At 44.3% G+C, this 17,385-nt stretch carries 13 protein-coding genes and 4 pseudogenes; all 17 read left to right on the top strand.

The genetic code is table 11. The features are described 5' to 3' along the window. Positions 1-229 precede the first annotated feature (229 nt). The 17 genes and pseudogenes from AC6I5B_RS11615 to AC6I5B_RS11535 all read left to right on the top strand — a co-directional run bounded on the left by AC6I5B_RS11615 (position 230) and on the right by AC6I5B_RS11535 (position 17,366). Entirely contained in the window at positions 230-451 is a 222-nt protein-coding gene (locus AC6I5B_RS11615) for a DUF4318 domain-containing protein (protein WP_006876003.1), read from the top strand. Positions 452-635: 184 nt separating this feature from the next. Then, entirely contained in the window at positions 636-2,216 is a 1,581-nt protein-coding gene (gene mobQ, locus AC6I5B_RS11610) for a MobQ family relaxase (RefSeq protein ID WP_118513983.1), read from the top strand. A gap of 65 nt (positions 2,217-2,281) precedes the next feature. Then, positions 2,282-2,926 carry a CHC2 zinc finger domain-containing protein gene (locus AC6I5B_RS11605; RefSeq protein WP_099323100.1) on the top strand — a complete coding sequence of 215 codons (645 nt, stop codon included), beginning with the start codon at positions 2,282-2,284 and terminating at the stop codon, positions 2,924-2,926. Next, on the top strand, positions 2,895-4,232 hold the full coding sequence (locus AC6I5B_RS11600) for a virulence-associated E family protein (RefSeq protein WP_497773768.1): 1,338 nt from the start codon (positions 2,895-2,897) through the stop codon (positions 4,230-4,232). The genes AC6I5B_RS11605 and AC6I5B_RS11600 overlap by 32 nt, the downstream gene beginning before the upstream one ends. A 241-nt stretch (positions 4,233-4,473) precedes the next feature. Then, on the top strand, positions 4,474-4,671 hold the full coding sequence (locus AC6I5B_RS11595) for a hypothetical protein (protein ID WP_002304371.1): 198 nt from the start codon (positions 4,474-4,476) through the stop codon (positions 4,669-4,671). Continuing rightward, entirely contained in the window at positions 4,672-6,342 is a 1,671-nt protein-coding gene (locus tag AC6I5B_RS11590) for a recombinase family protein (protein WP_497773359.1), read from the top strand. 91 nt (positions 6,343-6,433) lie between these two features. After that, a pseudogene (locus AC6I5B_RS11585) lies at positions 6,434-6,514 on the top strand (Maff2 family mobile element protein); the annotation flags it as partial. 22 nt (positions 6,515-6,536) lie between these two features. Further along, entirely contained in the window at positions 6,537-7,409 is an 873-nt protein-coding gene (locus AC6I5B_RS11580) for a VirB6/TrbL-like conjugal transfer protein, CD1112 family (RefSeq protein ID WP_101879806.1), read from the top strand. Positions 7,410-7,422: 13 nt separating this feature from the next. Beyond that, a complete protein-coding gene (locus AC6I5B_RS11575; RefSeq protein WP_497773358.1) occupies positions 7,423-8,031 on the top strand; it encodes an MT-A70 family methyltransferase in 609 nt (202 codons plus the stop codon). A gap of 30 nt (positions 8,032-8,061) precedes the next feature. Further along, entirely contained in the window at positions 8,062-8,439 is a 378-nt protein-coding gene (locus AC6I5B_RS11570; protein WP_004611665.1) for a PrgI family protein, read from the top strand. Beyond that, a pseudogene (locus AC6I5B_RS11565) lies at positions 8,366-10,432 on the top strand (VirB4-like conjugal transfer ATPase, CD1110 family); the annotation flags it as partial. The gene AC6I5B_RS11570 and the pseudogene AC6I5B_RS11565, both read left to right, overlap by 74 nt. A gap of 6 nt (positions 10,433-10,438) precedes the next feature. Then, positions 10,439-11,146: pseudogene (locus AC6I5B_RS11560) on the top strand (VirB4-like conjugal transfer ATPase, CD1110 family); the annotation flags it as partial. Between the two features lie 354 nt (positions 11,147-11,500). Then, positions 11,501-11,812, top strand: a pseudogene (locus AC6I5B_RS11555) (conjugal transfer protein TraE); the annotation flags it as partial. Between the two features lie 31 nt (positions 11,813-11,843). Further along, on the top strand, positions 11,844-14,267 hold the full coding sequence (locus AC6I5B_RS11550; RefSeq protein ID WP_497773357.1) for a CD1108 family mobile element protein: 2,424 nt from the start codon (positions 11,844-11,846) through the stop codon (positions 14,265-14,267). Positions 14,268-14,287: 20 nt separating this feature from the next. Continuing rightward, entirely contained in the window at positions 14,288-14,584 is a 297-nt protein-coding gene (locus tag AC6I5B_RS11545; RefSeq protein WP_009461694.1) for a DUF4315 family protein, read from the top strand. Then, the gene (locus AC6I5B_RS11540; protein WP_413059876.1) at positions 14,565-15,227 is read left to right on the top strand and encodes a CD1107 family mobile element protein; all 663 of its coding nucleotides are present in this window, start codon (positions 14,565-14,567) and stop codon (positions 15,225-15,227) included. The genes AC6I5B_RS11545 and AC6I5B_RS11540 overlap by 20 nt, the downstream gene beginning before the upstream one ends. Positions 15,228-15,284: 57 nt before the next feature. Further along, the gene (locus AC6I5B_RS11535; protein WP_413059877.1) at positions 15,285-17,366 is read left to right on the top strand and encodes a type IA DNA topoisomerase; all 2,082 of its coding nucleotides are present in this window, start codon (positions 15,285-15,287) and stop codon (positions 17,364-17,366) included. Positions 17,367-17,385 lie beyond the last annotated feature (19 nt).

Genomic DNA, 17,385 nt, shown 5'->3' with positions numbered 1-17,385 from the left:
CAGCTACCCTTTTGTGGACTTGCCATCTGGGGACACCTTGCATTGCAAGCTGTTCCCAGCCGACAAGTTTTATAAAATATACTATCTTTTCGATAGGCAATGCAGTATAATAAAGACAGCAACAAATTAGAAGTTATAAGTGGACTTTTGCGAAGTTGTATGATACTATTATTTTACAAAGATTTGAAAATTCGTGGATTATTTAACAAATTAGAAGGAGGTATTTTATATGTTTAAAAAGGCTTTTTGGGTTCCTTATGAGGATAGTACCAATTACCCAACTCTTGCAAAAACTATGGAAGCAATTTCAAAATATTGTGAAGAAAATGGCGAGTCTTATACATTTATTAACGATGACGAAGTGGAGATAAATGGAAAAAGATATGAAATATATCGGGGCTACGAAAATGGTAGTAGGGGAAATTACGGTATAAAATGCAAAGAAAAATAATTTCCAGTTTTTCATTCCCTACACATCGGGTCAACTTGCCCCGAACTTTCACAACTAAATACCCGCCGCCTACACAGTGGCACACCAAGCAGGAAATCTGAAAAGATCTCCTGCTTTTTTTCTGCCCAAGGTGGGGTGGCAAAACGCCACCCCATCAGTCAATCACAGGAAGGAGGGACACGAAATGCCCTGTCCACACAACGAAATTTCTATTGTGCAGCGCAGCCAGCGGCAGTCTGCTGTTGCCGCCGCTGCTTACCAGAGCGGCGAAAAGCTGTTCTGTGAATACGACCAGGAAGTGAAGCACTACCCGGAAAAGCGTGGTATCGTTCACAATGAAATCCTGCTCCCGGCAAATGCCCCGCCGGAGTACGCAGATCGCAATACCTTATGGAACGCCGCCGAAGCTGTGGAGAAGCAATGGAACTCCCAGCTTGCAAGGAGGTGGGTGCTTACCATCCCCAGAGAGATACCGCCTTACCAGTACGCCGCCCTTGTCCGGGAGTTCTGTAAACAGCAATTTGTTTCCAAAGGCATGATTGTTGATTTTGCCATCCATGACCCAAATCCTCCGGGACACAATCCTCACGCCCATGTCATGCTGACTATGCGGGCAATGGACGGGCATGGGAAATGGCTTCCCAAGAGCCGCAAGGTCTATGACCTTGACGAGAATGGGGAACGGATAAAACTTCCGTCCGGCAGGTGGAAAAGCCACAAGGAAGATACGGTTGACTGGAACGACAGAAAGTATTGTGAAATCTGGCGGCATGAATGGGAGGTCATTCAGAACCGCTATCTGGAAGCCAATAACCGCCCGGAGCGTGTGGATTTGCGTTCCTATGCCAGACAGGGGCTTGATATTGTCCCCACTGTCCATGAGGGTGCTGCTGTCCGGCAGATGGAAAAGCGTGGTATCCAGACGAATATCGGCAATCTGAACCGGGAAATCAAGGCTGCCAACCGCCTGATGCAGTCCATCCGGCAGCTCATTAAAAACCTCAAAAGCTGGATTACCGAGCTGGGAGAAAAACGGAAAGAGCTGCTTGCACAAAAAGCGGCGGAGGAAGCGACACTTCTTCCCAATCTGCTGATGAAGTACATGGAGATACGAAAGGAAGAACGGAAGGACTGGACGAGGGCTGGACAGAACCGGGGGACTTCACAGGACTTAAAGGCAGTCAGCGAAGCCCTGTCCTATCTCCGGCAAAAGGGGCTTTCCACTGTGGAGGACTTAGAAGCGTTTCTGGAATCTTCCGGGAAATCAGCCGCAGATTACCGCAATCAGATGAAGCCAAAGGAAGCCCGCAGCAAAGTGATTGACGGGATTCTTGCCAGCCGGACAGACTGCAAGGAATGTAAGCCTGTCTATGAGAAGTACCAGAAGATATTTTTCAAGAAAACAAAGGAGAAATTCAAGCAGGAACACCCGGAGGTTGCCCGGTATGAGAAAGCCGCCGCCTACCTTGCCAAGCACCCGGACGATAAGGACAGCACCCAAAAGGAACTGCAACAGGAGCAGGAAAAACTTCTCAGCGAAATCGCAGAGCTGAAAGTACCGCTGACAGAGGTGCAGGAGGATTTGAAGAAGCTGCGGGATATCCGCTACTGGGTACGGAAAGCCACACCCGGCACAGAGGAAAGCAAAGAGCCGCCCAAGAAGCAGCCCATCAAGGAAGTCTTGCAGGATAAGGCAGACGAGAAAAAAGCACAAAGAACCGCCCCAGCACAGACGAAACACAGACAACAGGATATGGAACTTTAACAGGCACTTGCCATTTTCAGTCAGAGAATGTCAGGTGCTTTTCTTTTTTTCAAGGAGGGATAGATTTGAATGTATTTGAAGCTGTGAAGCAGTCCGTCACAACAAGACAGGCTGCGGAGCATTATGGAATCCGTGTAGGCCGGAACGGGATGGCTTGTTGCCCGTTCCATAACGATAAAACCCCAAGCATGAAGCTGGATCGGCGTTACCACTGCTTCGGCTGCGGTGCGGATGGGGATGTGATTGATTTTGCCGCCGCCCTGTATGGGCTGGGAAAGAAAGAAGCCGCCGTACAGCTGGCACAGGACTTCGGGCTTTCCTATGAGGACTGGAAACCGCCGGGGAAGGTAAAAAAGCCCAAGCCCCGGCAGAAATCCCAGGAGGAACAGTTTCAGGAAGCAAAGAGCCGCTGCTTCCGTATTCTTGCCGATTATCTTCACTTGCTTCGGGCATGGAGAAAGGATTATGCCCCGCACTCCCCGGAGGAAGCCTTTCATCCACGGTTTGTGGAAGCCTTACAGAAGCAAGACCAAGTGGAATATCTGCTGGATGTGCTGCTCTTTGGGGAGACAGAGGAAAAAGCAGCTTTGATTACGGACTACGGGAAGGATGTGATACAGCTTGAAAAGCGAATGGCAGAGCTTGCCGCCGCAAACGCAGCAAGAACTAAAAAACACCATGAACGCCATGCAGCCGCCCCAGAGCATTGAGGAAATCAAGGCGGGGCTGGAAACTACCGAGAAAGGCGGTGTCCGTCAGAGCATACGGAACTGCCTGACCGTATTCCAGCGTGACCCGCTGCTTTCCGGGGCTATCGCATACAACATCCTGACCGACCGCAAGGACATCATAAAGCCCATCGGCTTCCACAGGGAAAGCACCGCCCTGAACGATACAGATATGAAGTATCTGCTTCTCTATCTGGAAGAAACCTACGGGCTTACCAATGAGAAAAAGATTGATAACGCCATCGGGATTGTGGCGAATGAAAACAAGTACCACCCCATCCGGGATTATTTAAGTTCCCTTGTGTGGGACGGGACAGAGCGAATCCGCTTCTGCCTGCGGCACTTTCTGGGGGCTGACGCAGACGATTACACCTATGAAGCATTGAAGCTGTTCCTGCTGGGTGCAATCTCACGAGCCTTTCAGCCGGGGTGCAAGTTTGAAATCATGCTCTGTCTGGTCGGCGGTCAGGGGGCTGGCAAGTCCACTTTCTTCCGTCTGCTGGCAGTCCGGGACGAGTGGTTCTCCGATGATTTGCGGAAGCTGGACGATGACAATGTGTACCGCAAGCTGCAAGGTCACTGGATTATCGAAATGTCGGAAATGATGGCAACCGCCAACGCCAAGAGCATTGAGGAAATCAAGTCATTTTTAAGCCGACAGAAAGAGGTTTACAAGATACCCTATGAAACCCACCCAGCAGACCGCCCCCGTCAGTGCGTGTTTGGCGGCACTTCCAATGCCCTTGACTTCCTGCCCCTTGACCGTTCCGGCAACCGCCGCTTTATCCCCGTCATGGTGTACCCAGAGCAAGCCGAGGTTCACATTTTGGAGGACGAAGTTGCTTCCAGAGCCTATATCGAGCAGATGTGGGCAGAAGCTATGGAGATTTACCGAAGCGGCAGGTTCAAGCTGGCTTTCAGCCCCACCATGCAACGGTATCTCAAAGAACACCAGCGGGATTTTATGCCGGAGGACACCAAAGCCGGAATGATACAGGCGTATCTTGATAAGTACACCGGGAGCATGGTCTGTTCCAAGCAGCTTTACAAGGAAGCCTTGAACCATACCTTTGACGAGCCGAAGCAATGGGAAATCCGGGAAATCAACGAGATTATGAACCAGTGCATTACCGGCTGGCGGTACTTCCCGAACCCAAGAATGTTTTCCGAATATGGCAGACAAAAGGGCTGGGAGCGTGAAAACCCGGCAACGGACTTATGCAACCCGTCTGAAAAAACGATGGATGGTTTTGTGGAGGTCACAGAACAGATGGAGCTTCCATTCTGAAAATGACCGCCCGTTGCACCCCCTGTTGCTATCCCGTTGCCGAGCCGGTTGCCGGGGAAAACCCCTTATTTCCGGGCTTTTCTCCCCTATGACAACCAAAACAACAGAAAAATAAAAGAAAAGTATAAATAGTAACCATCGCCAGATTGAGATTGTTTGCAAGGTCTTTTGAAGCCCGTTGCCGGACTTCGTTGCCGACACCCTCTGTCTGGCTATTTTCATGTATGGAGGATAACTGCCTATGGCAAAAAACAAAACAGAGATTCATGTTACAACGGTGTTTGACGGGGAACTGGACGCCACTGATGTGTTCGTCAGCCTGATTTCCCAGAAATACGGAAAGACAAATACAAAAGAATATCTTGCTAAAAAGAAAGATATAAGCTATAATGAAGATGAGGTTCAAAAGAGCCAGATACCGTCTGGATTGTGTGGGTAAATGGCTATGATGAACGAAATGGAATACAGAACAATCGGAAAGGCACTTGCCGGGGGCTATCGTGCAGCGGTCTATTGCAGGCTGTCAAAGGACGATGACCTGCAAGGCGAAAGTGCCAGTATCGCAAACCAGCGTGATATGCTGGAAAAATACTGCGAAAAGCAGGGATGGGAGGTTGTGGCAGTCTATCAGGACGATGGCTTCACAGGTCTTAACATGGAGCGTCCTGATTTACAGAGAATGTTGAGAGCCATTGAGCGCAGGCAGATCAACCTTGTCATCACGAAAGACCTCAGCCGACTGGGGCGTAACTATCTGCAAACCGGGCATTTGATTGAGGACTTTTTCCCAAGGAACGGCGTCCGCTATATCGCCATGAATGACGGTATCGACACCCTGCGTGATAACAACGATATTGCCCCGTTCAAGAATATCCTGAACGAGATGTACAGCAAGGATATTTCCAAGAAAGTCCATTCCTCTTATCTTCTGAAAGCGCAGAAAGGACAGTTTACCGGGTGTCTTGCTCCGTTTGGATATCGGAAAGACCCGGAGGACAAAAACCATCTGCTCATTGACGAGGAAACCGCCCCGATTGTGCGGCTGATTTTCGGATATGCCCTAAACGGTCATGGTCCGAACTATATCCGCAGACGGCTGGAGGAAGAAAAAATCCCCTGCCCCACATGGTGGAACCGGGAACGGGGGCTTCGCAATACCCGTACCAAATGGGAAAAGAAAGACCCGGAAAATGGGCGGTATATGTGGGACTTCTCCGTTATCAAAGACCTTTTGATGAATCCCGTCTACACTGGGGCGATTGCTTCCCAGAAAAAGGACTACCGCTTCAAAATCGGCACGATTGGGGAAAAGAAGCCGGAGGACTGGATTGTGGTGGAGGGACAGCATGAACCGCTGATTGACCGCATGAGCTTTGACATTGTGCAGAACAAGCTGAAATCCCGCCAGCGTCCGGGGCAGACCAATGAAATCAGCCTGTTTGCCGGACTGATAAAATGCGGCGAGTGTGGGAAGTCGCTGACGATACGCTACACAAACGCAAAACATCCCCAGCGGATATACTCCTGCAAGACCTACAATGCCTTTGGAAAGAACCACTGCACCCAGCACCGGATTGATTATGACACCCTTTACAGCCATGTGCTGCGGAAAATACGGGAATGTGCCAGAGCTGCCCTGATGGACGGGGAAGCGGTTGCCGACCGCCTGACAAATACCTGCGAAGCCGAACAAAAGGAACAGCGGGAAGCAATGGAACGCTCCCTTACAAGGGACGAGGAACGGATTGAGGTTCTGGACAAAATGGTCATGCGGCTTTATGAGGATATGATTGCAGGGCGTATCAGTGAGCAGAATTTCAACACCATGCTGGAAAAGACACAGACCGAGCAGACGGAGCTTAAAACAAAAGTGTCCGAGGGCAGAAAGCGGCTGTCCGATGAAGTCCAGCTTGCCAATGACGCAAAACAATGGGTGGAAGCCATTCAGGAATATGCCAACATCACAGAGCTGGACGCAGCCACCCTCAACCGCTTAATCAAAGAAATCGTCGTGCATGAGCGCATTGACGAAGATAAAACAAGACACATTTCTATCGAAATTCATTTTAATCTCAAACCCATCCCGGAGGTGGAACAGGTCACTGCCTGACCTGTCCCGCCGGGACGGTTCTCTTAAAAACACCATATAGATTTTTTGTACGCCGCCGCCCGCCATCGAGCAGAGTTTTTACACCTAATTGGGGATAAAACAGCTTATGGCTGGTGGAGGCGTCGTTTTGATTGGTACACAGCTCATTCCTCTTTTGAGTGGATTATTTTAAATAAACGAAAGGAGAACCGCCCATGTTCGATGGCATTTTTGAAGCAATCGAGGAGTGGATGAGGGGACTTCTGACGGGAATGGTGGAATCCAACCTGACCACAATGTTTACAGATGTTAATGAGAAAACAGGAGAGATTGCGGCTCAGGTTGGACAGACACCACAAGGCTGGAATGGAAGTATTTTCAGCCTGATACAGAATTTGTCCGATTCTGTCATTGTGCCGATTGCAGGCATGATTATTACATTTGTACTTTGTTATGAACTGATTTCCATGTTTACAGAAAAGAATAACATGCACGAGGTTGATACATGGATGTTCTTTAAATATTTTTTCAAAATGTGGGTAGCTGTGTATCTGGTCAGCCATACATTTGACATTACTATGGCAGTGTTTGATGTAGGACAACATATTGTCAATGCTGCAGGAGGTGTCATTGAATCGGATACGGCAATCAATGTAGACACGATGCTGGAGCAGATGAAAACAGCAATGGAATCTATGGAAATCGGGGAACTTGTGATATTGGCATTGGAAACCATGCTGGTCAGTTTGTGTATGAAAATCATGTCTGTACTAATTACGGTAATTCTATATGGAAGAATGATAGAAATTTATCTTTATACCTCGGTTGCACCAATTCCGTTTTCCACGATGTCAAATCGGGAATGGGGACAGATTGGAAACAATTATTTCCGTGGGCTGTTTGCCCTTGGATTTCAGGGATTTTTTATGATGGTGTGTGTCGGTATTTATGCAGTGCTGATTGCGACCATTGAAATTTCAGATAACATGCACTCTGCGTTGTTCGGAGTGGCGGCATATACCGTAATTTTATGTTTTAGTCTGATGAAAACAGCAAATTTAAGCAAATCAATTTTTAACGCACATTAAAGGGGGAATGAGAATGGGAAAATATCAAGTGATTTATGCAGATCCCCCGTGGGCATATCGGGTTTGGAGTAAAAAAGGAAACGGGCGATCAGCGGAAAGCCATTACCCAACTATGAGCATAGAAGAAATAGCAGATTTGCCAGTAAAAAAATTGGCAGATGAAAATTGTGCATTGTTTCTATGGGTTACATTTCCGCTTCTAAGAGAAATATGGAAGGTAATTGATGCGTGGGGATTTACCTATAAAAGTGTAGCATTTGTGTGGATCAAACAGAATAAAAGAGCAGATTCTTTGTTTTGGGGCATGGGGTACTGGACAAGAGCCAATGCAGAGATTTGTATTCTTGCAACAAAAGGAAGTCCAAAACGTTATTCCAAACGTGTGCATCAGGCTATTGTAAGCCATATTGAGGAACATAGTAAGAAACCAGAGGAGGCAAGAAGACGGATTGAGCAGTTAATGGGAGATGTACCACGTATTGAACTGTTTGCACGTAGAGAAACACCGGGGTGGGACGTGTGGGGAAATGAAGTTGCCTGTTCTTTGGGAACAGAAATATTACAGGAAAATAAAAGAAAGGAGACATCAGAGAAGAAGATGGGAGAGTTGTTAAACCTGTGACAGCCATTTTCACTCTGAGCGGAAAAAAAGATGGCATTTGTATCCGTACCAAAGGATTTGACAAAGGTAAAAAATAAAGTGGTCTTGAATTTGACAAAAAGGCAGCTTCTTTGCCTTTCGATTGCGGCGGCAATGGGATTACCGTTTTATTTTTTAACAAAAGACTGGATTGGGACGAGTAATGCAGCAACAGGTATGGTCATTCTTATGGTTCCAGCTTTTTTGTTTGCGATGTACGAGAAAGATGGAATGCCACTGGAAAAGATTTTGTTCCATATTATTCAAGTGAAACTGCAACGTCCGGCAGTCCGAAAATACGAAATAGAAAATTTTTATGAGAAGGAGGAAAATTTGCAGACGGAGAGAAAGAAAAAAGGAGGGAAGCCTGATGGTAGACAGAATGGATAAGAGAAAACCTATAAAACTTACAAGAAGTGAGAAAAAAGCCATGAGGCGTACAGAAAAACTGGCAGTAAAATTAGAAAAAGAACAGGAAAGAGCAGATAAAATCCGCAGGAAAAAGGAAGCAAAAAGAGCTGCCCGTGAGGAAAAGAGGAGAAAAAAAGGAAACAGAAAAAGTGGATCGCAGAGAAAGGATAAGAAACCTACACCGAATAAGAGAACAGAAAAGAAGCATTCCTATTCAGAACAGAAATCTTCTACCGGAAATGTGAGATGTACCAATGTGAAAAGAAAACAAGAACGGAACATATCAGCACAGAACTCCATTCCATACAGAGAGATGGCAAAAGACGGAATTTGCAGGGTTCAGGAAAAGTATTATTCCAAAACAATCCGTTTTTATGATATTAACTACCAGCTTGCCCAGAATGAGGATAAGAATGCTATTTTTGAAAACTGGTGTGATTTCTTAAATTATTTTGACAGCACCATACATTTTCAGATTTCCTTTATCAATCATCACAGTAATATGAAGGAATTTGAATCCGTAATACAAATTCAGCCGCAGAATGATGCTTTTGATGATGTGCGTATGGAATATGCACAAATGTTAAGGGATCAGCTTGCAAAAGGGAACAATGGTCTGGTACGGACAAAGTATATTACTTTCGGAATTGAAGCAGAGAATATCCGGGAGGCAAAACCAAAACTGGAGCGTATTGAAGCCGATATTTTAAATAATTTTAAGGTTCTTGGTGTGTCTGCATATCCATTGAATGGAGAAGAGAGGCTGCAAATCCTCTATGAAACTTTTAATCCGGAAGAAAAGGTGCCATTTCAGTTTTCTTATGACAGGATATTACGTTCTGGCATGGGAACAAAGGATTTTGTAGCGCCTACCAGTTTTGTTTTTAAAGAAGGGAAAACCTTTCAGATGGGAAATACCATAGGTGCAGCGTCTTATCTTCAGATTTTAGCACCAGAGTTGACAGATAAAATGCTGGCAGAATTTTTGGATATGAACAGAAACCTGATTGTGAATCTTCATATCCAGTCCATAGATCAGATGAAAGCCATTAAATTGGTAAAAAATAAGGTGACAGATATTAACCGTATGAAAATTGAGGAACAGAAGAAGGCAGTACGTGCAGGGTATGACATAGACATCATACCTTCTGACTTAAATACATACGGAGGAGAAGCCAAGCGGCTGTTGGAAGATTTACAGTCCAGAAATGAGCGAATGTTTTTGGTAACAGTTCTTTTTCTGAATACAGCAAAAACAAAGCAGGAATTGGATAATGCAGTATTCCAGACTGCCGGGATTGCACAGAAATATAATTGTTCTTTACGACGTTTGGATTATCTGCAGGAGCAGGGATTGATGAGCAGTATTCCGTTGGGAATGAATATGATTCCGATTAAACGGGCATTGACCACCACATCTACTGCTATTTTTGTGCCTTTTACCACGCAGGAGTTATTTATGGGAGGAGAATCCCTATATTATGGCTTAAATGCGTTATCCAATAACATGATTATGGTAGACAGGAAGAAGTTAAAAAATCCAAATGGTCTGATTCTTGGTACACCGGGGTGTTTTACCGGGGAAACAAAACTGCTTTTACCAGATGGAAGAAAAGTCAGCTTTTTAGAATTGCTGGCGAAGAAAGAAGAAGTTCTTGTCAATAGTTTTGATTTCCAGAAGCAGGAGCTTGTAAAAGCCAGAGGATATGACGTGCGCTGCACGAAAGAAGTTACGGAATTGGTAGAGGTAGAACTGGAAAATGGAGAAACAGTACGCTGTACTCCGGAGCACTGGTTTCTTACGCAGTCGGCAGGATATGTGGAAGCCTGTAACTTGAAAGTAGGGGCAAAGTTTATACCGGAACATGAAGTGAAGGCAGTCCGTTTCCTGAGTTTAGAGGAAGCAGTTCCTGTTTATGATATTTCCGTAGAAGGCTATCAGAATTTTCTTTTATCCTGTGGTGTAGTGGTACATAATTCAGGAAAATCTTTTGCGGCAAAGAGAGAGATTGCCAATGTGTTTTTTGCAACACAGGACGATATTATTATCGGAGATCCGGAAGGAGAATATTATCCGCTGGTACATGCACTGGGGGGACAGGTAATTCATATTTCCCCGACAAGCCACGATTATATCAATCCGATGGACATCAATCTGGATTATTCAGATGATGACAATCCTCTTGGGTTTAAGAGTGATTTTATCTTATCTCTTTGTGAGCTGATCATGGGTTCCAGGAATGGAATTGAAGCAGAGGAAAAATCAGTGATAGACCGTTGTCTGCCACTGGTATACCAGAAGTATTTTGAAAATCCAATACCGGAAAATATGCCGGTACTTGGAGATTTATATGACTGCCTGAGAAAACAGGAAGAAGTACAGGCACAGAGGATTGCCACAGCGCTTGAAATTTATGTCAATGGCTCCCTGAATGTATTCAATCATCATACCAACGTAGAACTGAATAATCGCATCGTTTGTTTCGATATTAAGGATTTGGGAAAGCAGTTAAAGAAGTTAGGAATGCTGATTGTGCAGGATCAGGTGTGGAACCGTGTCACCGTAAACCGTGTAGCCCATAAGTCTACCCGATATTATATAGACGAGTTCCATTTGCTTTTGAAAGAAGAACAGACTGCAGCTTATTCCGTAGAAATCTGGAAGCGATTCCGTAAATGGGGAGGTAAACAAAACATAATACTTAAAATATTGCAAAGGAGTATTGTGTATGCCGTCTTAATTGAAGCCGAAGGAAACAATTAAGAGTATAAGTGGAGAAGAAAACGGGAAGGGGGTTGCAACCCTAATCCGAGTGGAAGTTTCAGAATAATATTTGAAACACACGCAACGCATAGAGTCTGAACCCCATTCTGTGATGTTTGGGAATATAATGGCTCCACGAGGCTCCGCTGTCGTTTCGGCTTGTGTAAAAACACAGGACAAAAAGATATGCTATGCCGGGAATGAAAGGACATTCCGATGAAAATGAGTGAAAACTCCGGAGGGACAGATAAAAAACTGTCTGTTAATCACAAACAGATCCCAACAGGAATTACGCAGAACATTAAAGACCTTCTTGCCAGCCGTGAAATTGAAAATATTTTTGAAAACTCCGATTTCATTTATATGCTGAATCAGGCGGCGGGAGATAGACAGATTTTAGCAAAGCAACTGAATATTTCTCCGCATCAGCTTTCCTATGTGACAAATAGCGGGGAAGGAGAAGGATTGATTTTTTATGGAAATGTCATCATTCCTTTTAAAGACCGTTTTAATCATAATCTGCGCTTATATTCGCTTATGACAACCAGACCTTCGGATTTGGAAAAACACGCAGGAAAAGGCGCTTAGGATAAAGCAGAGAAAAAGGAAGTGATATACGATGCAGGAACATAAATATCAGGCAAGAGAAAAGCCAGTCCGGGAGATAGAACGTGAGGAAAAAACAAAGATCAGACAGGAAGGAAAGGGACTGGCACGGGATAGACCGATTGAAAAGGTACTATTGGAAAAATATATAACGGATAAAGAAACCGTGCCTGCAGAGAAAGAAAAGCAGGAAGTTTCAGCCGGACAAAGAAAAAAGAAACAAAACACGTTGAGAAGCTTTGCAAGCAACAGAGAAGAAGACGTAGATGGAAAGTTTACCAGAGAACCTGTTACCATTTCAGAGCCGGAGGAGAAATTGGAAAGAGAGAATGGAAAGGAAGAATTATCAGAACATTCTCTCCGCATGGGAAATCTTCGGGGAAAAGCAAAGAACCAATCTTTAGAGAGTGAGAGTTCGCAACGGGACAGCCGTAAGAAAAAGCTGGTACAGGAACATGCACGCAAGAGAAAAACAGAGGGAGAAAATTCGGTCAATCCAGAAGAGGAAAAGGGAAGGAAACCTCAGGATAACTCTTTAGAACATGTTCGGGAGAAGAAACAAAAGAAGAAGCGATTGCAAGAAGAAACAGCACGTTCCCAAAAGAAACTTTCTTTTTCTGATGAGGGAAATGGCATGATCCGTGGTGCAGGAATGGGAATTGCAAAAAAAGGAATTTCTGTAACAGCCAGTACTATTGAAAACTCTTTGCAAACACAGGAAACAGATGAAAATGCAGCGACAGAGGGGGCAAAGCAATCCGGAATACTAAGTGAAAAAGCCTTACGTTATGCTGTAAAAAAATCAAGACGACAGGCACAGTATCATAAAGGAAGATGTAAAGAGGAAGAATCCGTAAAGCATTCTTTGCATTTTGATTCTGTGCAGGGAACTGCAGACAATATAAAAACAGAGAGAGAAGGGAAACAGGCACAGGAGAGAAAACATCTGTTAAACCGTTTCTGGCAAAAACAGCGCTATAAAAAAGCAAGGCAGGCAGCACAGCAGGGAGAAAAGACAACTGCGGAGGCAGCAAAGACAGCGCAGACTTTTTTAGAAAAAGCGAAGAGCATTGTAACTTCCTTTTTTAAGACACATAAGGGATTTTTGGGAATTGTGATTGCGATTCTTCTATTTGTCCTGATGATAGGTGTGGGAATGTCCAGTTGCAGTGCGGTCTTTCAAGGGACTGTTTCGACAGTTGTAGGGACAACCTATGCCAGTGATGATGAAGATATTTATGCCGTAGAAGCTGCTTACTCCAAATTAGAAGCAGAGTTAAATCAGCAGATTAACAGTATGGAAGCCCGGCATGAGGGCTACGAGGAATACCGCTATCAGGTGGACGAGATTTCACACAATCCGTACCACCTGATTTCTTATTTTACAGCCTTATATGGGGACTTTACTTATGAACAGGTGGCAGGAGAAATAGAAGAAATCTTTCAACAGCAATACCATTTAACGACAGAAGCAACCAAAGAGGTTGTAACAGAAACAAAGAAAGTAAAAGTAGGAGAATCTCTTGGAAAGGTTGTAACCAGTGGATACTGTAACTGTTCTATTTGCTGTGGAAGCTGGTCAGGCGGTCCGACAGCAAGCGGTGTCTATCCAAAAGCAAACCATACCATTGCAGTAGATGCCAACAATCCGTTTGTACCCATTGGAACAAAGGTTGTCATGAATGGTGTGGAGTATACAGTGGAAGATACAGGAGCATTTGCCCGTTACGGAGTTCAGTTTGATGTTTATTATGACAATCATGCGGCAGCTTCTGCACATGGACATCAGACTTGGGAGGCTTTTATTGCGGACAGTAATGGGAAAAATGAAATTGAAGTTACAACAACACAGGAAGTAAACCGTATGGACATTACCCTGACAAATAAAGGTTTGGACGCTGTTCTTCGCAGCCGCATGGACGAAAATGAAGAAAAACGCTATGACATTTATAACACCACTTATGGAAATCGGGACTATCTCTTTGATAAGAATACCATTCCAATGGGTGGAGGAAATGGCGGTTTTGGATATGAAATTCCACCAGAGGCTTTGACGGATGAACGTTTTGCCAATATGATACGGGAAGCAGAAAAATATTTGGGTTATCCCTATGTATGGGGCGGTGCATCTCCAAGCACCAGTTTTGACTGTTCCGGATTTGTATCGTGGGTAATCAATAATTGTGGCAATGGCTGGAACGTGGGGCGGCAGACTGCAGACGGATTACGTTCCTGTTGTGCTTATGTTCCGCCGGAACAGGCAAAGCCGGGAGATTTAATTTTCTTTCAAGGCACGTATGATACGCCGGGAGCAAGCCATGTGGGGATTTATGTAGGCAATCAAGTGATGATCCACTGTGGTGATCCCATTCAGTATGCAAATATCAGTACCCCATACTGGCAGCAACATTTTATGGCATTTGGCAGACTTCCTTAAAAAGAGATGGAGGCAGGATATTGAATAAGAAGTTACAAAAAGTGTTAGATGAAATTGAAAAAACAGAAACGAAGATTGCACAATGGCAGGAACATTTGAAAATGCTGCTGGTTCAGAAGAAGCAGTTGGAAGATACGGAAATTTTAAAGAGTATCCGTTCCATGCGTCTTGAGAGCCGGGAACTTTTGCAGGTTTTAGAAAAACTGCAGAAAGGCGAGTTTCAGTTTACTGGGAATCGTTACGAAAATCCACGCAAAAGTGATTTTTCAGAAAAAGAGGAAACGAAGGAGGAAACAAATGGTGAACGTGAAATTTAAAAAATGGCTGATAGCCTGTATTGTAAGTATGGGAATTGTTTGCAGTACCGGTGCGACAGCATTTGCATATACAGGAGAAGGAACACCGACAGAACAGGGAACGGAAGCGCCTACTCCGATACCGGAGCAGGCACCAGCACCACAGGAGGGACAGACGGAAGAAGGAACCCCGTTTTCTGTTCCGGGGAACGGGCAGATTCTGGACGATAAGAACAATGACAGCACAAAGCAGTTTTTGACAGTTCAGACAAAGAACGGGAATACTTTTTTTCTTGTTTTAGACCGATCCAGTTCTACGGAAAATGTATATATGCTTTCTATGGTAGATGAAAATGATCTGGCAGAATTTGTTCCAGAAAAGAAGCCGCAGACAGAAACCCCGTCTGTGGTCATTCCGGAAACAGAGAAAAAACCGGAGGCAGAAAAGCCAGAGAAAAAAGCAGATAAGGCAGAAAATCAGACGGGTGCATTGCTTGCAATCGGTTTACTTGCGGCAGGCGGCGCTGGTGCCTATTACTATTTTAAGGTTGCAAAACCGAAAAAGGCAGAAACAGATGCCGAAGATGAAGATTTAGAATTTTATAACGGTCCGTATATCAATGAAGATGAAGATACAGAGGACGCAGAAGAAACAGAAGAATAGAACAAAACAGGGACAGCTTATGAAAGGGCTGTCCTTTTTGAAAAGGAGAGGAACAATATGTTTTTAGTATTAGGAGAAAAGCCCAGTGTTGCACAGGCATTGGCAGAAGTATTAGGGGCAAAGAAAAGAGCGGACGGTTATCTGGAAGGAGAGGACTGTATTGTAAGCTGGTGTCTGGGACATTTGGCAGAGTATGCAGCCCCGGAAGTATATGATGAAAGGTATAAGAAATGGGAGTTTGCAGACCTTCCAATTCTTCCAAAGGCATGGGAGTTACGGATTGCCAAAGATAAAAAAGAGCAGTTTGATGTATTAAAAGAATTATTAAACAGAAAAGATTTGGAATATGTCGTAAATGCCTGTGATGCAGGTCGAGAAGGGGAACTGATCTTTAAAAGAGTGTATGATTTATCGAAAAGCAGCCTTCCGGTGAAAAGATTATGGATCAGTTCTATGGAAGAACAGGCAATTTGTGATGGATTTTCCAATTTGAAAAATGGAAAAGAGTATGAAAGACTGTGTGAAGCTGCTGTTTGCAGGGCAAAAGCGGACTGGCTTGTTGGCATGAATGCTACCAGAGCATTTACAACTACTTATTATAAGAGAATGGTTGTAGGAAGGGTACAGACGCCTACTCTTGCTATGTTAGTGGAACGTCAGAAGAAAGTGGAAAATTTTGAGAAAGAAGCCTATTATCAGGTGGAACTTCCGGTGCTTGATTTCTTTGTTACATCAGAAAAAATGAAAAAAGAAGAAGAGGCAGATGCACTGGTAAAAATGTGCGAAGGAAACCCTATTCACATTTTAAAAGTGGAACGCAAACAGAAAAAGACAAATCCGCCAAAGCTATATGATCTTACTACGCTGCAAAGAGAAGCAAACCGATTTTTTGGATATACGGCACAGGAAACATTGACAGAGCTACAGAAATTGTATGAAGAAAAATGGGTAACGTATCCCAGAACAGACAGCCAGTATATCACGGAAGATATGGAACAGTCTGTACTGGAACTTTTAGATATTCTTTCAGATATGTTTCCTTTTTGTAGCAGGGAGCTGGTAGGGAGGAATGTAGGGGCAATCATCAATAACCAGAAGGTTTCCGATCATCATGCGCTCCTTCCAACAAAAGAAGCATGGAAACAGGATATAGGGGCTTTATCGAAAAAACAGAAGGATATTTTCTATCTGATTGGACAGAGATTAGCACAGGCAGTTTCAGAAGCGGCAATTTTTGAAGAAACAGAAGTATCGGCAGAATGTGCAGAACACCTTTTTGCAACAAAAGGGAAGAAGGTGGTGGAACTGGGCTTTCAAAAAATTTTGAAAGCGTTTCAGGAAAAGGTGAGAAAAACAGAAGAAGCGGGAGAAAAAGAGGAACAAGTTTCGATTTCGGAAAATATTTCAGACGGAATGGAAATAGCAGGAAGGACACCGGAAAAGAGAAAGCGTTTTACAGCACCGCCAAAACCGTATTCCGAAGATACGCTGCTTTCTGCAATGGAAACAGCCGGAAATCATTCTTTTGATGTGGAAACCGAGAAGAAGGGATTGGGAACTCCTGCAACACGAGCGGGTATTATTGAGAAATTGGTGTTTTCCGGATATGCCGTAAGAAAGGGGAAACAGCTTCTTCCTACGAAAGAAGGAATTGCATTGATTTCTGTATTGCCAGAAGAATTAAAATCAGCGGCTTTAACAGCAGAATGGGAAAATGAATTACTTCGTATGGAGAGAGGGGAAGTTACCAGTGAAACATTTATGGAGGACATTACGGAATTTGTCCAGAAATTGATTGCAGGTTGCGGGGAAATCCCAAAAGAGGAACGCTACCGTTTTTACGAAAAAGAAAGTATCGGGAAATGTCCGGTATGCGGAAGTCCTGTGTATGAAGGAAAAAAGAATTTTTATTGTTCTTCCCATGATTGTAATTTTGCCCTCTGGAAAGAGAGCCGTTATCTCGTTGGAATGAAAAAGACGTTGGATCAGAAAATGGCAAAGGAACTTTTAGAGCATGGGAAAACCCGTGTGACTGATTTTTATTCCCAGAGGTCGGGAAAGAAATTTACAGCAGACTTATTGCTGGAACTGCAAGGGGACAGGGCAAGCTTTAAAATGGAATTTCCAAAAAGAAAATAGAAAGAAGAGGAGGGATTGT

This window comes from Faecalimonas nexilis, assembly GCF_059731825.1.
The sequence above is the reverse complement of the archived record's forward strand: the minus strand, read 5'-3'. Positions and strand labels throughout refer to the sequence as shown.

Coding starts and splice junctions, on each gene's coding strand:
- AC6I5B_RS11540 (WP_413059876.1), top strand. CDS start 14,565: ATGGTGAACGTGAAATTTAAAAAATGGCTGATAGCCTGTATTGTAAGT.
- AC6I5B_RS11550 (WP_497773357.1), top strand. CDS start 11,844: ATGCAGGAACATAAATATCAGGCAAGAGAAAAGCCAGTCCGGGAGATA.
- mobQ (WP_118513983.1), top strand. CDS start 636: ATGCCCTGTCCACACAACGAAATTTCTATTGTGCAGCGCAGCCAGCGG.
- AC6I5B_RS11600 (WP_497773768.1), top strand. CDS start 2,895: ATGAACGCCATGCAGCCGCCCCAGAGCATTGAGGAAATCAAGGCGGGG.
- AC6I5B_RS11615 (WP_006876003.1), top strand. CDS start 230: ATGTTTAAAAAGGCTTTTTGGGTTCCTTATGAGGATAGTACCAATTAC.
- AC6I5B_RS11570 (WP_004611665.1), top strand. CDS start 8,062: ATGGCATTTGTATCCGTACCAAAGGATTTGACAAAGGTAAAAAATAAA.
- AC6I5B_RS11575 (WP_497773358.1), top strand. CDS start 7,423: ATGGGAAAATATCAAGTGATTTATGCAGATCCCCCGTGGGCATATCGG.
- AC6I5B_RS11535 (WP_413059877.1), top strand. CDS start 15,285: ATGTTTTTAGTATTAGGAGAAAAGCCCAGTGTTGCACAGGCATTGGCA.
- AC6I5B_RS11595 (WP_002304371.1), top strand. CDS start 4,474: ATGGCAAAAAACAAAACAGAGATTCATGTTACAACGGTGTTTGACGGG.
- AC6I5B_RS11580 (WP_101879806.1), top strand. CDS start 6,537: ATGTTCGATGGCATTTTTGAAGCAATCGAGGAGTGGATGAGGGGACTT.
- AC6I5B_RS11590 (WP_497773359.1), top strand. CDS start 4,672: ATGGCTATGATGAACGAAATGGAATACAGAACAATCGGAAAGGCACTT.